8 protein-coding genes are annotated in these 17,773 nt (G+C 60.9%); 7 read left to right on the top strand and 1 reads right to left on the bottom strand.

Annotated features, from left to right (window positions below):
• Window positions 1-27 precede the first annotated feature (27 nt).
• From PLJ71_09710 to PLJ71_09690, 5 genes are read left to right on the top strand one after another with little or no spacing between them, the layout of a single operon-like run.
• Window positions 28-2,394 carry a YfhO family protein gene (locus PLJ71_09710; protein HQM48955.1) on the top strand — a complete coding sequence of 789 codons (2,367 nt, stop codon included), beginning with the start codon at window positions 28-30 and terminating at the stop codon, window positions 2,392-2,394.
• On the top strand, window positions 2,391-4,739 hold the full coding sequence (locus tag PLJ71_09705; GenBank protein ID HQM48954.1) for a YfhO family protein: 2,349 nt from the start codon (window positions 2,391-2,393) through the stop codon (window positions 4,737-4,739). The genes PLJ71_09710 and PLJ71_09705 overlap by 4 nt, the downstream gene beginning before the upstream one ends.
• Complete coding sequence (locus PLJ71_09700; protein HQM48953.1) at window positions 4,732-7,107, top strand: YfhO family protein; 2,376 nt, start codon at window positions 4,732-4,734, stop codon at window positions 7,105-7,107. Before PLJ71_09705 ends, PLJ71_09700 begins: the two co-directional genes overlap by 8 nt.
• Window positions 7,104-9,449, top strand: a complete 2,346-nt coding sequence (locus tag PLJ71_09695) for a YfhO family protein (protein ID HQM48952.1) — start codon at window positions 7,104-7,106, stop codon at window positions 9,447-9,449. The genes PLJ71_09700 and PLJ71_09695 overlap by 4 nt, the downstream gene beginning before the upstream one ends.
• The gene (locus PLJ71_09690) at window positions 9,434-11,827 is read left to right on the top strand and encodes a YfhO family protein (protein ID HQM48951.1); all 2,394 of its coding nucleotides are present in this window, start codon (window positions 9,434-9,436) and stop codon (window positions 11,825-11,827) included. The genes PLJ71_09695 and PLJ71_09690 overlap by 16 nt, the downstream gene beginning before the upstream one ends.
• Here the strand turns inward: PLJ71_09690 and PLJ71_09685 are convergent.
• Window positions 11,799-12,800, bottom strand: coding sequence for an aldo/keto reductase (locus PLJ71_09685; protein ID HQM48950.1), 1,002 nt, complete (start codon window positions 12,798-12,800; stop codon window positions 11,799-11,801). The two genes, PLJ71_09690 and PLJ71_09685, sit on opposite strands and share 29 nt — an antisense overlap.
• A 114-nt stretch (window positions 12,801-12,914) precedes the next feature.
• Here PLJ71_09685 and PLJ71_09680 point away from each other — a divergent pair, with 114 nt between their 5' ends.
• Together PLJ71_09680 and PLJ71_09675 are read left to right on the top strand one after the other, a co-directional pair.
• A complete protein-coding gene (locus PLJ71_09680; GenBank protein ID HQM48949.1) occupies window positions 12,915-15,272 on the top strand; it encodes a YfhO family protein in 2,358 nt (785 codons plus the stop codon).
• A 15-nt stretch (window positions 15,273-15,287) separates the two neighbouring features.
• On the top strand, window positions 15,288-17,627 hold the full coding sequence (locus tag PLJ71_09675; GenBank protein HQM48948.1) for a YfhO family protein: 2,340 nt from the start codon (window positions 15,288-15,290) through the stop codon (window positions 17,625-17,627).
• Window positions 17,628-17,773 lie beyond the last annotated feature (146 nt).

The raw sequence follows: 17,773 nt of genomic DNA, 5'->3' as shown, positions 1-17,773 counted from the left end.
CGGCAGCAAGGCTGTATACGGTATCGAATGAAGTCTTCAAACAACAGGCCGACACTGCGCGAGTCCCTCCTGCAGAGCGCGCTCTTACTGGCGATGCTGGCCGTTCTGTTTCCGGGCACGTTTTTCCTGGGCAGGGTCATTTCTTCCGCTGATATCCTTTTTGCGCTCCCGCACTGGGACAAATATGCCCCCCAGGGGTGGGATTTCCCGCAAAACAAGCTGGTGTTTGACCACATCTTCTTCACCCGCCCCAATTTCCTGTTGTGCCAACAGGAGGTCCGGAACGGGGAATGGCCCCTGTGGAACCATCTCCAGTTGACTGGTATCCCATTGCTTGCGAATTTCCAAAGCTCGGTATTCTACCCCGTTCATCTCCTCCAGCTGGTGTTGCAGATTGACTGGGCTTTGACGGTGTATGTCATCCTCAAACTCTTCCTGTGCGGGATGGTGGGGTACGTGTGTGCCCGCCTGCTCGCGTTCAGCACTGCGCTCGCCCGCTTCTTCTCGGTAGCCTGGATGCTCGGGAGCTACAACCTGCTCTGGTGCCACTGGCCGCTAACCGACGTCGCGATCTGGGTGCCGCCACTGTTTGCCGGGCTCGAGTTCGTTCTCCGCGAGCAGTACAGGCGGGGCTTCTTCACGGTGGCGTTCTCGGGGACGTTGCTGCTGCTGGCCGGCCACCCCGAAACAGCGTTTACGTTCTGCCTCGGTCTCGGGGGGTACTTTGTGGTTCGCCTGTTTCAACAACGACGCATGGGCCTGCGCCTGATTATCCCCATAGGTGTATGTGTTTTGGCCTGGCTGCTCGTGTTTCTGGTGTGCGCGTCGCAGCTTGTGCCGTTCTTCGAGTACCTCGTGCACAGCACCAGCGAATTCGCCCGCAACGAGGCCGAGGGAGGCGAAATCTACATGCCGGGAATGGTAGCGGCGTTCTGGGCGCCGCGCTTCTTCGGCACCTGGGCCGAGGACAATTTCCTGGCGGGCGCCAACAGCAATTCCAACCTCATCAGCATGCTGTACCCGGGTATGGCGGTGTGGCTCGGGACCATGTTCATGTTCACGCGCTCTAACCGCGGCGAGAAGGACCGCGAACGGCGGAACATGGCCATCGCGTTGGCGATTCCCGCAGCGTTCGGCCTGCTTCTGAGTTTCTATTTTCCCACCTTGCAGTTTGTTCACCGCCTGCCGCTCATGAATACCCTGCGCGAATGGTACCACGCCTGTTTCGCGATGTTTGCTTTTCCCCTGTTGGCAACGCTCGGATTCGAGCGCTGGTTCTCGCGGCCGCGCCGCCTGCGTGAGACAGCCTGGGCCCTGCCGCCCTTGATCGCCGGCGCGCTCGTTATTGCCGTGCTGCTCCGGTTCGACAAACAGGTATTGGTCATGAAAGACATGTGGGGGTACGTGGTCCGGGAATCCTGGCTCGCTGCCGGGCTCGCATCGGCCGGCCTCGTTCTGTGCGGCATCTCTTGCTTCGTGCGGCGTCCGCGCGTGTTGCTCATTTGCCTCACGCTGTTCGCCGCGGGCGACTACGCCCTGGCCACGCGCGGCCTGCGCCCCAGTCTGCCCCGGGAACAGGTGTTTCCGGAGACCGCACTCCTTAAACGTTTACAATCTATCGAGCCTCCCCGCCGTTTCGGGGTCGCGGAAGGGTATATCCCGCCCGGCACAGTGGCCAACTACGGCATCGAGGAGTGGCTCGGCTATGACGGCCTGTATCCCGAACGTATCCGTCGGTTTCAGCTCGAAATGGGTACCGGTATCTGGAACGCCATGGAGCCGGTCTGCTCAATCGGGTACTACCTCAACTACCCCCAGTTGGAGCCCGTGCTGAAACTTGACGAGCGCCCGTATCTCCGATATGTGGACACCGTCGACGGCATGGAAATCTACGAAAACACGCGTGCCTTCGGCCGGGCTTACCTCGTCCCGCAACTGGAAGTGATTCCGGACATTGACGCGCTGTTCGAGACCATGCGCGATCCCGAATTCAACCCCTCGAACGCGGTCGTCACCGAAAAAGGCCCGCCTGTTGTTTTGACGCCCCCCAAGGACGGCGTACTCGGCACGGCGAACGTTACCTTGCGGCAACCTACACGCGTGGTTGTCGAGGTGGAGGCCATGAATCCTTGCGTTCTCGTGCTTTCAGACGCCTATTACCCCGGCTGGAATGCCAGAATCGATGGAGAACCGGCGGAAATCTTCCCGGCATACTACGCCTTCAGGGGCTTGCTTGTGCCGTCCGGGCGGCATACGGTCGAGTATTCCTATTTCCCGCTCAGCCTGCGCATCGGCCTGCTCACCTCGACGGGCGCACTGCTCGCCGGGGCGTACAGCGCGTTCCGGGTCATTCAAGGGACCCGGCGGCGAAATCGGGGAGCGCGAGCCGGATGAATGCCAATCGCGTGACCTTGCGTGAACTGATTATTCAAACGGCGCTGCTTGTGGCGCTGCTCGTGCCCGTATACCCCGGGACGTTCCTGCGGCGGGAGATCACGCTGCCGGGCGACATCCTGTTCATTGCCGCCCCCTGGAAGTTTCATGCCCCGGAGACTTTCGAGGGCCACAAGAACCCGGTTCTGTTCGATTCCATCTGCCAACACACCCTCTGGTACAAGGAGGTCCAGGACGCATTAGAAGCGGGCGAGTGGCCTCTCTGGAACCACCTTCAAAACACCGGGATGCCCCTGCTGGCCAACTACCAGACGGCCGTGTTCTACCCGCCGCGCCTTCTCCACGTGCTGTTCGACAATTACACGGCCATCACGCTGTTTTTTGTGTTGCGCTTGTGGCTCTGCGGCGCCACAGCCTACCTATGCGGACGCGGAATCGGCCTGGGAGTGCCCGCAGCGCGGTTCTTGTCCGTTGGCTGGATGCTCGGCAGCTACAACCTTCTCTGGTCCTATTGGCCGGAACCGGACGTTTCGGCATGGCTTCCGGTGCTGTTCCTCGGCGCGGAATGGCTTGTCGCGGGACGTATCCGGAAGGGTTTTGCCTGCATGGTTACGGGGGCGGTCCTGATTCTTCTCGCCGGTCATCCCGAAACGGCATTCACCATGAGCTACGGCGCAGGCATCTATTTTGTGTTACGGCTGATTCTGCGTCACAACTGGCGGCACAGGCTGGCCGAGCCTCTCGCGGCCGCCGCCCTTGCGTGGGGCGTGGCATTGCTCATAACCTGCGTGCAATGGCTGCCGTTCCTCGAGTATCTCACACAAAGCTACACGTTCCTGGCGCGGCCCGAAGGCGAATCGACCGTAACCACGCTTTCGCCAAGAGCTATCCTCTGCTTCTGGGTACCGCGGTACCACGGATTCACCCCCCACGGGAATTTTCGGCTGCTCGACCACTCGAATTACGCGACCCTGATCTATCCGGGCATCGCCGCGTGGCTGGGGGCCGCACTGGTACTTGTGCGCGGCAAGAACGGCGAACGCGACTATGTCCGGCCCCTCTGCGTTGCCATCCCCGCGGTTTTCGCAGCCCTGCTTGCCTTCAACAGCTTGCTTGTCGCACCCATTCAGAAACTGCCCGTGTTCAGTTCAATGTGGTACATCTGGCACATCGGCTTCACGGTTTTCGCGCTGCCTCTGTTGGGCGCGCTGGGCATCGAGCAGTGGTACGCCCGGAAACGTTCGCTGAAGGAGCTGTTGCCTGCGGTCTTCCTGGCGCTGCTGGCGGGTGTGCTTGTGTACGGATTCTACCGGTTCGAATCGCGCGTGCTGATCATGGAAGGCAGCGCACCCTACGTTCGGCGGCAGTTGTTCATCGCAGTTGTCTTCACGGCAGCCGCCTTGGCCCTGCTCGCGGCTAACTGCATCGCTGACAAACGGAGGATTCTCGGCTGGGGTATTGCGGCACTGCTCGCATGCGACCTCCTGGCAGCTGTGCATGGCCAGCATGTCACGGTGCCGAAATCCTGGATGTTTCCACCGACCCCCCTGACGGACTACCTCCGGACCATCCAGAAGCCCAACCGCGTCTGCTCGGCCACTTCGGCCATGCAGACCGGCCTGATCCCTGTCTACGGCATCGAACAATGGCTCGGATACGATGGACTGTATCCCCTTCGGGTCAAGCGGCTGCAAGTAACCTTCGGCAAACAACTCTGGGACACCTTTGAGCCCGCCTGCGCGATCTCGCATTACCTCCATCTCGCTGAGTTGGAGAATCCGCTCTTCCCCCTCCGCGAACGCCCCGGCAACTACGAACTTCTCACCGAATTCGACGGGATCGAGGTGTATCGCAACAAGACGGCGATGCCGCGGGCGTATCTCGTTAATAACCTCAAGGTGTTTGACTCGGTCGGCGACATGTTTGCGTTTGCGCGGACCGGCGCCTTCGACCCCCATACCATGGCGCTGCTCGAAGCTCCCGCGCCACCCAATCTGCCCGAGCCAACCATGGGAAATCCCGGAACCGCTACGGTCACCGCCCGCACCTCGACACGCATGGAGATAGCCGTCACTGCCGAAACGCCCGCGGTACTTGTCGCGGTCGAAGCCTACTACCCCGGCTGGAAAGCGTGGCTCGACGAGCAACGTGCGGAGATTTTTCCCGTGAACTCGGCATTCCGAGGCGTCATCGTACCGAAAGGGGCGCACACCGTCGTCTTTGCTTACGAGCCCGCTTCTTTTCGCGTAGGCCTCTGGGTATCCGTCGTTTCGCTCTTGCTGGCGGCGGTTCTCGGTGTTACGCTCCTTTGGCGGGCAACGTTACGGAGCGCAGCCGATGCGTGATAAGGACGGTAAAGCCATAAACGAGCCGGACGAGCGCCTGACGCTTGTCGAGTTGGCGCTTCACGCGGCGGTATTGCTGCTCATTCTCGCCATCTTCTTTCCTGGTGTATTTCTGCGGGGCGAAATGGCCCTGCCGGGAGATCTGTTGTACAGCCTTGCGCCGTGGCGCTCCTACGCCGGGCCGACAACGGGGCGGGGGGCGAACTACGCGGAGATCGAGGCCTTTTGCACGTTGCACAAGTCCTACGCTCTCGCCCAATGGTCGCTCGAGGACGGCGAGTGGCCGCTTTGGAATCCTCTCGAAAACGCGGGCATGCCCCTTCTGGCCAATTACCAGAGCACGGTGTTTTATCCGCTGCGGCTTTTTCATGCCTTCCTGCCCCTGCCGCTCGCCACGACCGTCTACGTTCTGCTCAATGTCTGGTTATGCGGATTCAATGCCTATCTTCTCGGGCGGGGAATCGGGATGTCACGGGGAACAGCCCGGTTTCTTTCGGTCGCGTGGATGGCGGGAGGGTTCTCGATTGTCTGGTGTTACTGGACACCCACCAACGTTGCCGCATGGCTGCCCATCGTCTTCCTCGGCATCGAATGGCTGCTGCAAGGCCGTTATCGGAAAGGATTCGCGGCATTTGTAATGGGCGGTTCGCTGTTCATGCTTGCCGGGCAACCCGAAATCGCTTTCGTGTTTGCACTGGGACTTGGGATTTACTTCTTACTGCGCCTTGCCTTTGAACGCCGAACCGGGCGCGCTTTGTGGACCCCGATCGCCCTCGCACTGGCGACCTGGGTGTCTATCCTGCTCATCTGTTCCGCTCAAATACTTCCGTTTCTCGAATACCTTCGAAACACAGTTACCGCGGAGACACGAATGCAGGGCGGTGTCGAGACATTTCAGTACGCCCCCTCCGCCGTGGCAGCCCTGTGGGTGTCGCGCTTCTTTGGTTCCGACACCGATGCCAACTATTGGCACGGTTCGCTGAATCAAACCTATCTAGGCATGTTGTACGCTGGCGCAACGGTCTGGGCCTGCCTTCCTCTGGCGTTTTGGAAGGACAACGAGAGCAGGCGGTCGCGAATGCCGGCAGCGCTTGCCTTGCTGGGTTCCGCGATTGTACTCCTGCTCCTGGCCTGGAGGCACCCCGTTTTCGACTTCCTGAACCGTCTTCCGGTGCTCAATTCTGTCGTGGCCATGTACTATGCGGCGTTCCCGATGTTCGCTTTGCCGTTGACCGCGGCGCTCGGACTCGAGAACTGGCGGCAGCGGCGGCCGCCCTTTCGCTTACTGGCGGCGCCGCTCGCAATTGGACTTCTCATCGCCGCTATCGTTGGCGGCTATTTCGCTTTCGAGCATAACGTCCTATCAATGCAAGGGCTCAGCGCGTTTGTTGCGCGCCGCATGATGGTCACATTGGCCCTTTTTGCGGGAACCCTGGTTCTCCTTGGACTCCGCAGCGTCTGGAACCGGCCGCGTGTTCTTTGCGCCGCATTAACCGTGCTTCTCGCCGTGGACCTGGTGCATGCCGCCCACGGTTACCACCATACCGCGCCGTCAGAGCGAATCTTGTTTGACACAGCCCTGACCAATTGGCTTCAGAAGCTCGAGAAGCCTTCCCGGGTGTCCGTCCAGACTGCGGGCATAACGTTGGGGCTTTTCCCCCTGTACGGCATCGAAACCTGGATGGGGTACGAGGGGATGTATCCCAAGCGGATCTCGGAGTTTCGAGCTGCTTTGGGAGACGCTCCGGGACACGCCGCCGAGCCGGCATGCGCCATCACGCACTACCTCTACGTTGCCGGCGCACAGCCGTCTCCGCCCAAAGACGACCCCGCATGCCTGAACCCTATGGCTACGCTGGACGGAATCGACGTCTATGAAAACACCTGCGCTATGCCCAGGGCGTTTCTCGCTGCCCGCGCCCTCGATGTGCCCGACACCGAAGCGCGGTTCAGCGTATTGTCGAGCGCCGGATTCAATCCCCGTTACACGGCCGTGGTCGAGGAACCACTGCCGGGACCAGCACCCTCGGCTGAACTCGCGGACCTTGGCCCCGTTGAAATTCTTGAACACACCGCCACCCGCGTACGCCTGCAAGCATCCTCGAAGGCGAGCTGCGTCCTCGTGCTGGCGGATGCCTACTATCCGGGGTGGGAAGCGGCAATTGACGGCCAACAGGCCCGCGTGTTTCCCGTCAATCATGCTTTCCGGGGCGTCCTCATGCCTGCCGGGGACCATGCCGTGGAGTTCAGGTACTTTCCCACGAGTTTCAAGCTGGGTCTGGCCGTATCCGTCATCGCGCTACTGGCGTCCGCCGTCGCGGCGGTCCGTCTCATCCGCACGAAGTCAGCGAAGGAGCCCGCGCGATGAAGGGGCGGGCCGAATGGCGGGAATTGGGCATTGCCGGGCTGGCCATGCTGGCGCTCCTCGCGGTGTTCTTCCCGCGCGTGTTTCTGCACGGCGAAACACCCGTCCCCGGCGGCCTTCTTTTCGATAGTCCGCCCTGGGACCGATACGTCCCCGAAGACTTCCGTCCCGTCACGAACTGGCTTGCGCAGGAGAACCTGGTCTTTTTCCGCGTGTGGTACCACATCGCGGCGGATGCCATCAGGAACGGCGAATGGCCCCTGTGGAACCACCTCCAATTCGCTGGCATGCCGTTGCTGGCGAATTACCAGAGCGCCATGTTGTATCCGCCCAAGCTCCTGCTGGCGGTCTTCAACGTAAACCTGGCCACCACCCTGCTCATGCTGTCAAAGCTATGGTTCTGCGGCATGACGGCTTACTATTTTGCGCGCCGCACAGGACTGCTTCCAGTCTCGGCCACGGTGGCGGCGGCAGCCTTCATGGCCGGCGGCTACAACATCACATGGTTCTACTGGGTGGATGGAGACGTCATTGCATGGCTCCCCTTGCTGCTCCTGGGACTGGAACTGCTCCTCGAGGCTTCGTACCGGAAAGGCTTCTTCGCAACGGCGGGGGGGGCGGCTCTTATGCTGCTGGGGGGCCATCCCGAAAGCGCCTTCAGCATGGGATTCAGCGCGGGCGCCTACTTCCTTCTGCGGCTTGCTTTCGCGCGGCCGTCCTGGAACCTCGCCTGGAAGCCGCTCCTGGCAGCGGGCGGCGCATGGCTGCTGGCACTGTGCGTCGCCGCGCCGCAACTTCTGCCTTTCATCGAATACGTGCCGCTTTCGATGCTCCGCGGCAGCGAGACCCCGGATCCCCACGCATTTCCGCTGTCGCATCTCGCCACGCTGTGGGCGCCTCGTTTCTTTGGTTTCGGCGACCCAACGCATGGCGGTTTCTGGGGGAAATACAACTCGACGCTGGCAACCGGAACGTATATCGGGATCGTTTGCTGGCTTGGGATAGGGCTTCTGCCGGCTACGCGAGCACGCTGGTCTTCCCAGCGCCATCGCGTATTTGCCATGATTATGGTCGTGGGTCTTAATTTCTTGATGGCGTACGACTGGGGATTCCTCGAGGTCATCCATCGGCTTCCCGGATTCAACGCGATGTGGCGATGCTGGCACATCAGTTTCTCGATGTTTGCTCTGCCTTACCTTGGCGCGCTCGGCATCGATTGCTGGTTGCGGGAACGCTGGAAGCTGCGCGCACTCCTATGGCCCGCGGCTTTGGCTGTCGTGGTTGGCCTCGCTGTCTATGGCCTCTTCCGCTTTAATCAGCGCGTGCTCGAAATGCAGGGCCAAGCGGGTTTTGTCTCAACACAGATGGCGGCGGCAGCCCTGTTTGTGGCGCTGGGTCTGGGCGCCCTCGCGCTGCATCCCCTTAGTCGCCGCGCGCGGATTTCTGCCGCATTGATTCTCGCCGTGTTGCTGGGCGACCTGGTTTTCGCGGCACGGGACATGCTGCCGTCGGCCCCGGCGCGCTGGCTCAACACCGAAACGCAGTTGACCCGGTACCTGGAGGGGCTGCCGTCACCAAGCCGTCTGCACACGCTTTCCACCCGCGTACGCACGGGCCTGTTCCAGCCTTACGGACTCGAGCAATGGTGGGGATACGACGCCATGTTTCCCCGGCGTATCCGCACGTTCTGCGCCCGGCTCGATCCGGATTTCTGGGTGAGCGCGGAGCCCGCGTGCGCCCTGTCACACTATCTTCACCGCGCCGACTACGACCCGCTTTTCCCGCTCGATGAGCCCGGACGGTTTACCCGGCTCGCGGAGTTCGACGGTATCGCGGTCTATAAGAACAACATGGCGCTTCCCCGCGCGTTTATCGTCCATGAATCGGAGGCTGTGCCTGACGAAGATGACCTGTTCGCCATAATGCGAAGCCCGGACTTCGCCCCCGGACGCCGGGTCTTGCTGCAGCAGCAGCCCGCGGGCTGGCCTCCCGCCGCCGGCGAATACGCCTTCAGCGCATCTCCCGGCAACGCTGAAATCACGCAGCGCGGGTCTACCCATGTTCACGTCAGAACCCAAACGGAAACCCCCGGCATCCTTGTGCTGGCAGATGCCTACTACCCGGGATGGAAAGCATCTATCGACGGCAGGCCCGCCGCGGTATTCCCCGCGAATTATGCATTTCGCGGGGTCGTTCTGCCCGCCGGTACGCATGAGGTGCGATTCGAATACCGGCCGGCATCGTTCTTTGGCGGCCTGGCAATCTCCACCGCCGCCATGCTGATAAGTCTGCCTTTCGCCATCGTGTCGTTGCGAAAACGGGAGAAACGATGCATGACAGACTAGACAGAACGCCGCCGGCCCTCGGATGGCGCGAGCTTCTCATGCACGCCCTCGTGCTGCTGGCGCTTCTGGCAATCCTGTTTCCGGGCGTGGCGTTTCGCGGAGAACTCGCGCTGCCCGGAGGCTGGTTGACGACCGTCCCGCCGTGGTCCCAAAACATGCCGCCCGAAGCCGTCGCCCCGAAAAACTGGCTCACCAACGAAGTCTTCGTGTTCTTCACCAAGACCTACTTTGTCACCCAGGAAGCGTTGAAGGCGGGGGAGTGGCCCCTCTGGAACAACTACGAGATGATGGGAATGCCCCAGTTGGCCAACTACCAGTCCAACCCGTTTTATCCCGCCCGTCTGCTCCACGCCTTTCTCGGGATATATGCCGCCACCTCACTGACGGTCTTGCTGCGGCTCTGGCTGTGCGGCATGAACGCCTACATCTGTGGACGCGGGATCGGGCTTCACCCCGGAACGTCACGGTTCTTCTCGCTGGCGTGGATGTTGAGCAGTTTCAATCTCCTGTGGGCGTACTGGCCGGTGCCGGACAACGCCGCATGGGCGCCTCTGCTGTTTCTCGGAGCCGAATGGCTGTTGCGGGACCGCTCACGCCGCGGATTCGCGCTCCTGACGGTTTCAGCGACTCTTACGTTGTTGACCGGCCACCCCGAGACCGCTTTTGCCTTCGGACTGGGGCTCGGCGTCTATTTTCTGCTGCGGGTCATCTGGATGGCGGGTAACAGGCAACCGGTGGGGCGGGCGGTGCTGCTGGCCTTAGGGGCCTGGGCCATTGCGATTCTCATCGCAGTCGTCGTCATCGTGCCATTCCTCGAGTATGTAGCCAACTCAAACACAGCCGGCTCACGCGATAAGAGCGACTTCGACAAACGCTTTTTCCCGTTCGCAGGGCTGATTGCATTATGGGTGCCGCGTTTCTTCGGCTCGACGGTAGACGGGAATTTCTGGTCGGAGCTCGAGCCGCGTTTCATCAACAGCACGTTTGTTTCGCTCGTCTATCCCGGTATCGCGGTCTGGTGCGGCATCACGGCCCTGTTTGCTCGGGGAAGACGGTCTTTTCGTCCCATGACCGTATCCTTGATGGTCCCGGCGGTCTTGGCATTCCTGATGTCGCTGGATCTCACATTCATGCATCCGATCCAGGAATTCTCGACCTTGAACGCCATGTGGCGCTGCTGGTACGTCGTATTTCCGGCGTTTGCACTGCCGCTTCTCGCTGCCATCGGCCTGGAACAATGGAACAGGAGGCCGCGCAAATGGCGGCATGCAGGGGTCGCTGCCTTGCTTCTCGCCGTCCCCGTCGCCGTGGTTTTCGCAACAAAATCCTTCTACGCCCCCCTCATGCAGAGTTTTGGCATCGCCGCCTATGTGCAGCGGGAAGTTATGACCTTCGTCGTCCTCATCGGCGTTTGCGCGGGATTGTTCATCGCCTCGGTGCGGCTATTGCCGCCCAGACTTTTTGTATTTCTTTTGACGGTGGTATTGGCGGGGGACCTCATTTACGCCGCTAGAGATTACCATCCCACCGCGCCGCGCTCCTGGGTATTCCCTGAGACGGAGACTACCCGCTTCCTCAAGGGGCAAGCCCCCGCTCCGCGCGTGGGCGTCGTCACGGCGGGGATTAATCCGGGATTGTTTCCGCAATGCGGCATCGAGCAGCTCTGGGGTTACGACGGCATCTATCCGCAGCGGAACATCGAGTTCCTCGGGCGCTTGGGCCTTCCCACCGCCGAAGCCGCCGCGCCCATGGAGCCCGTCTGCAGTGTCCGTTTCTATCTCCACGACCCCGAACAGCCCCCCCGAATGCCGTATGATGACCCCGACCGCTTCAGGTTGGTGCTGAAAGCGGACGGGCTTGAAGTCTATGAGAACCTGAGGGCGTTTCCGCGCGCTTTTCTGGTAGCGCATGCGGAAACGGCCGAGAACCTGGACGTCATGTTCGATAAGATGATGGACCCGTCGTTCGACCCGCGAAAAACCTGCCTGCTCGAAAGCCCCCTTCCGGCCCCCCTGCCTGCCAGTGAAAATGCGGCCGCCGGACACGCCGAAGTGCTCAAACGAAGCAATAACGAGGTCGTGATCGAAGCCCAGGCCGGGCAGGACTGCATCCTGGTGTTGACTGATGCGTACTATCCCGGCTGGCGCGCCTCGGTCGACGGCGCCCGCACAGACGTGTTCCCTGCTTATGGCCTGTTCCGCGCCGTGCGCGTCTCGGAAGGCCGCCATACCATCCAGTTCCGATTCACCCCGTGGAGCTTTCGTCTGGGCATGGCGATTTCGACCGCAACCCTGTCGTTTGCGTTCCTTGGAGCACTCTGGCAGCTCAGGCGGCTATCCGCACAAGCTATCAATACGCGGGGAAGAGTGCGTCGATAATCGCTAATTCGTCTCTGGTAAACGCCAAGTTATCGAGCGCGCCCAGGCAATCTTTCACCTGCTCGGGCGTACGCGCGCCGATGAGCGCGCTGGTGACGCGCGGGTCGCGCAGCACCCACGCAATCGCAAGTTGCGCCACGGTCTGTCCCCGGGATTGGGCCAGATTCGCCAGTTTCCGCACCCGCGACACAACATCTTCTGTCACAGCCTCTTTCTTCAGGAACCCATCCGGATCAGCCGCCCGCGAGGCCCTGGGAATGGGATTCGACGGGTCCAGGTACTTGTTCGTGAGCAGCCCCTGCGCAAGCGGCGAAAACACGATCACGCCCGCACCATACTGAGCGGTGTATTCGAGCAAGCCGGCTTCGATCCAGCGGTGCATCATGTTGTAGCAGGGCTGGTGAATGGTGATGGGCGTCCAGTCATGACGTTTCACCGTTTCGGCCGCCTGCACGAAGAACGCGCCCCGGTAATTGCTCACGCCCGCATACAAGGCCTTACCCTGTTTCACGATGAGATCGAGCGCACCCAGGGTTTCCTCGAGCGGCGTGCCGGGGTCGGGACGGTGCGAATAGAAGATGTCGACATACTCGAGTCCCATGCGCTTCAACGATTGATCAAGACTAGCCGCCAGGTATTTCTTGCTGCCCCATTCGCCGTACGGCCCCGGCCACATCCTGTAGCCCGCCTTGGTCGAGATGATCAGCTCGTCGCGGTACCCGGCAAAATCTTCGCGCAATATGCGTCCCACACGCTCCTCGGCGCTACCGGGTTCGGGACCGTAGTTGTTGGCGAGATCGAAGTGGGTCACGCCTGAATCGAACGCCGTGCGCATCATCTCGCGGCACGTGTCGTGGTCCGCCCGTGTGCCGAAGTTGTGCCACATCCCCAGCGATATCGGGGGCAAAAACAGCCCGCTGGTTCCGCACCGCCGATAGTCCAGTTGCTCGTAGCGCTGGTCGTCAAACGCCATGTCTGTGCTCCTGTTTTGGCTTTTCTGGCGCAATAGCGCCGCAAAGACGCAAACATGTGTATAATCCCGCTGTTACCGTTGCTTGTTACCCTGCAAAGATGGCAGAAGAGCGCCGTGACAGTCAAAACACAACTGATTACCTGGCACGAACTCGTTTTTCACGGGATACTCCTGGTCCTCCTGCTGGCTGTGCTGTTTCCCGCAACATTTGTGAAGGGGGAAATCATCCTGCCGGGCCGCGTATTGCTCGATATGGCGCCCTGGCAAGAATACGCGCCGGCTGACTTTGTACCTTCCAGGAACTGGTTGCCTTCGGAGGCTCTATCGCTGTTCAATCTCTGGTTCAAGCTTACCCGCGAGGCGTTTGGGGACGGCGAGTGGCCGTTCTGGAACCACCTGCAGTTCACGGGCATGCCACTTCTGGCCAATTACCAGAGCGCCATATTCTTTCCGCTGCGGCTGTTGCATGTCGTCTTCGAAATGTATCTCGCGACGACCATCTACTACCTGGCACGGCTGTGGCTCTGCGGGTTCAACGCCTATCTTTGCGGCCGCGGAATACGCTTGGACCGCGCACCAGCCGCCTTCTTCTCGATCGGCATGATGATGAGCGGGTACAACGTCACGTGGCAGTATTGGCCCGAGCCAGGCGTAATCGCATTCTTGCCCCTGGTTTTTCTAGGCGCCGAATACATCCTCGACGCGCGGTATCGGAAGGGCTTCTTCATATTGCTGGCAGGCGCGGTTCCAATGATGCTTGCGGGACATCCTGAAACCGCTCTCACAGGCAGTGTGGGCGTAGGCCTGTACTTTGTTCTGCGTCTCGCTTGGCAACGCCCGCACGGTCAGGCATTCTGGAAACCCGTGGCCGCCGCAGGCGCTGCGTGGTGCATCGTTCTTGCCGTGTGCGCCGTACAGATTCTGCCTTTCCTTCAATATGTCGAACACAGCAGTGCCGTCATTGAACAATTGAGCCGCGCTACCGCGGCTGAAAAAGCCATCCCGATCAGTGGCCTTGCGCTCTTATTCGTGCCGCGTTTTTTCGGTCTGACAGCTGATGACAATTTCTGGATGACGCCGGTCGAGAACTCGAACTACGTCACACTTATCTATCCGGGCATTGTCGTATGGGCTTGCATCGCCCTCCTCACGGCCCGGGGCGTATGGCCGCGCAAGCGCAGAACTCAAGTGGTGTGTCTTGCCATACCCTGTGCATTGTCGCTCTTACTGGTCTTCCAAATCGGATGGCTCGAGCCGCTGCACAACCTGCCCGGCTTCCGGTTTGTCTGGCAGCTCTGGTACTGTGTATTCGCCATGTTCGGGCTTCCGCTTCTGGGCGCATTAGGACTGCAACACTGGTTTGGGGAGCGGCGCAGGATTGCGGACATCTGGCGGCCGCTGGCTGTAATTCCTGCAATCATGCTGATACCGGCGGCGCTATACCTTTTCAACCGCCGCGTCCTTGCCATGCAGCCGGAGCTTCAAGGATATGTCCACCACCAGTTGCTCTATGCCGCGTTTTTCCTGGTTGCAGCGGTCGTGGCCACCATGGCGTGGGTGGTCCTGCGAAAGCGCGCTGTGATTGTGCTGTTTGCGGCCCTGCTGGCTGGGGACCTCGGCCTTGCAGCTCGCGATATGCTCCCTACAGCCCCGCGCAGCTGTTTCTATTTCGAGACACCCCTTACAGATTATCTTTCCGGTCTGCCGAAACCCGCGCGTTTCAGCATGGCGTCAGCAGGTATTAAACCCGGTCTTCTCCAAATGTACGACCTCGAACAGCTTTGGACCTGCGACGGCATTTACCCGGGCCGCATGATGCGCTTTATGGAGGAATGCCACCCCGAAGCATGGGAGACCATCGAACCCTTGTGCTCGGTCAACTACTACCTGTTTCGAGAAGAATCGTACGATCTCGCGGCAGCTGACCCGTACTTTCGGCACGTCACCACCCTCAACGGCATTCATGTGATGCAAAACACCCGCGCATATCCCCGGGCGTTCCTCGTGCCCCGGCTCGAAGTTATTGAAGACGTAGACGCCCTGTTCGAGCGCATGCGGTCCCTTGGCTACGACCCCGGAGCCGTCGCGCTTACCGAAGTGCGGCCTCAATCCCCGTTGCCTGACACGCCGGCCACCGAGCTGGGGACTGCCAACGTCACCCGCCGTTCGCGAAACGAACTCGTCGTCAAAGTAGATGCGCTCGAGCGCTGTCTTCTAGTGGTCTCGGAAGCGTATTATCCCGGCTGGCACTCGTATGTGGATGGGCAGCGGACCGAACTCCTGCCCGTCTACCACGTATTCCGGGGCGTCATCGTGCCGCAAGGCGGGCACACCGTCACGTTCCGCATGGAACCCGGAGTTTTCTATGTGGGATTGACGATCTCCTCGTTGGCATTGATATTCGGCCTGTTGATGGCTGTTGGGGCGCTGCTGAGTAGCGTCCGGCCACGCGCCGGACGGGCTCCGGAGTGAAGAAGGACCGGAAACGTGAATCACGATACGCATCACATGACATGGCAAGAGCTGCTGGCACACGCGCTGCTGTTGCTTGTCATGGTCGCCTGCCTGTTTCCGGCGACTTTTCTTCGAGGCGAACGGACCATCCCGGGCGCGCTCCTTTACGAGCACGCGCCCTGGAAATACTACCGTCCCGCTGACCTGACGCCGGCAAAGAACAGAAACCCCTATGAATACCTGTCCTTCTTCGTCAAACTCCACGCCGCCGAACAAATGGCCCACGAAAACGCCCAGTGGCCCCTGTGGAACCCCCTCGAATCGACCGGCGTCCCCCTGCTTGCAAACTACCAGAGCGCTGTTCTTTTTCCGTTGCGCATCCCCCACTGGTTTCTCGACCCCTTCACCGCCGACACGGTTTTCCTCCTGTTGCGTCTCTGGCTTTGCGGCGTTACGGCGTACCTCTGCGGAAGGGGTATCGGCTTGAGCGCGGGACCGTCGCGTTTTTTCTCGCTCGCGTGGATGATGAGCGGCATCTGCCTGAACTGGTTCTATTGGCCGCTGCCCGAGGTCTTGGCATTGATGCCGGTGGTTGTCCTCGGGGCCGAGTACCTCGCCCTCGGAAGGGCCCGGGCCGGATTCACCACACTGACCGTCGGCGCAATCCTCATGTTGCTGACCGGTCATCCCGAAACCGCTTTCATGGGCTGTCTTGGCGTCGGGGCCTATTTCTTCCTGCGTGTGACCCTGGAAAAACATCCGGCAACCACCTTTCGAAAAACCGTTATGCTCGCGGGCGGCGCCTGGGCGCTCGCCCTGCTTGTCTGTGCCCCCCAAATCCTGCCGTTCCTCGAGTACGTGCGCAACAGCAACATCTCGCTGGACTCATTTCAACACACGATCTCCAGGTTCTCGGGAATTCCCCTGCAGACCCTTGTCTGCCTTCTTATTCCGCGCTTTTTCGGCATCTCCGCGCACGAGACCTTCTGGCTGGATGAGGCGGACAACTCGAATACTACCGCGTTTCTGTACATCGGAGCGGTGACATGGACGGCGCTCGCACTCTTGTTCGCCCGGGGCAAGCTCTCCGCCCGCATGCGCGCGCAAGCATTGGCGTTGGCCGTCCCCAGTCTGGCCGGTATCTTCTTCGCGTTGCGTTCGCAACCCGTCTCCGCGTTGAACGCGCTCCCCGTATGGAAGTACTGGTATGCAACCTTCCCGTTGTTCGGCCTGCCCCTCCTCGGCGCCTTTGGCGTCCAGCACTGGCTCGATGCCAAACGCCGCCTGCGCGAGCTCGCCGTCCCCCTTGCCGTGCTTGCCGTGCCCTTCTTGCTGGCCGCCGGCCTGTTTCTGTTCCATAAACGCGTACTGGCCATGCAAGGTCTGAGCGACTACGTATTGCGTCAAATCCTGTTTGCGGCATGCTTTGCGGCGCTTGGAATGGCTATTGCGGCGGCAGCGTGTTTCCGCGTCCCCGTCCGGGCAGTCGCCGGGCTCCTGGCACTCGTCCTGGCCGTTGACCTGGTGTTCGCGTCGCGCGACCTCCTGCCCACCATCCCGGCAACGCAACTCTACCCCGAAACTAAACTCACGACTGAACTCCAGGCCAAGGGACACCCCGTGCGCATCAGCGTCTTGACAGCCGGAATCGATTCCGGCCTTATGCAGCATTACCGCATCGAACAACTGCACGGATACGACGTCCTCTATCCAAAACGCATTGTGGAGTTTCTCGAGAAGACGTATCCCGACGACTGGCGAAAGGCCGAGCCCCTCTGTTCGTTGCAGTATTATCTGTTTCCCGAAGGCGCGGAACTGGACCCCGCCGATCTGTCCAGTCTCGAACGAACCGGCACGGCCGACGGCATCGATATCTACCGCAGTTCGCGGGCCATGCCCCGCGCGTTTCTCGTGCAGTCCCTCGAAACGGTTGTAGACCCCGACGCGCTCTTCCTGCGAATGCACGAGGAATCGTTCAACCCGGCCGCCGCCGCGATCACCGACGCCCCGGTCCCGCCCTTTGGCTTGGACACCCGCCCGGCCGCCCCTGGCACGGCTATCATCGAACAATGGACGCCTGCCAAGGTCGCCGTTCGCGTCGATGCGCCCGCACGCTCCGTCCTGGTATTGACCGATGCCTACTATCCCGGATGGAGAGCGTACTCGGATGGGGGAGAGACTCCCGTTTTTCCCGTCTACCACAACTTCCGGGGCGTGCTCGTGGACCCGGGGGTATCACGCATCGAATTTCGTTTCCAACCGGCCTCGCTGCGCATGGGACTGTGGGTGTCCTGTCCGGTCCTGTGCCTGATGACGGTTTGGGCGCTTTGTGCGCTTATTCGCAGGAAGCGACGTCAGGTTTGCGCGCCTTGAGCACCATGCTCGAGCCCATAGCGCGGCCTCTCCTCGGGCGGCATCCCGAAGAACCCCAAGGCCCCCTGCAGCACGGACCCTGAGAATCGGCGCCTTGCCAGAACATTCTGGTCTTCGCAATGTGACCCTCTCGGAACGCAACCCGT

It is taken from the genome of Candidatus Hydrogenedentota bacterium (assembly GCA_035416745.1).
Taxonomy (GTDB): domain Bacteria; phylum Hydrogenedentota; class Hydrogenedentia; order Hydrogenedentales; family SLHB01; genus UBA2224.
Note: the sequence above shows the minus strand (reverse complement) of the source record. Positions and strands in the feature narration are given on the sequence as shown.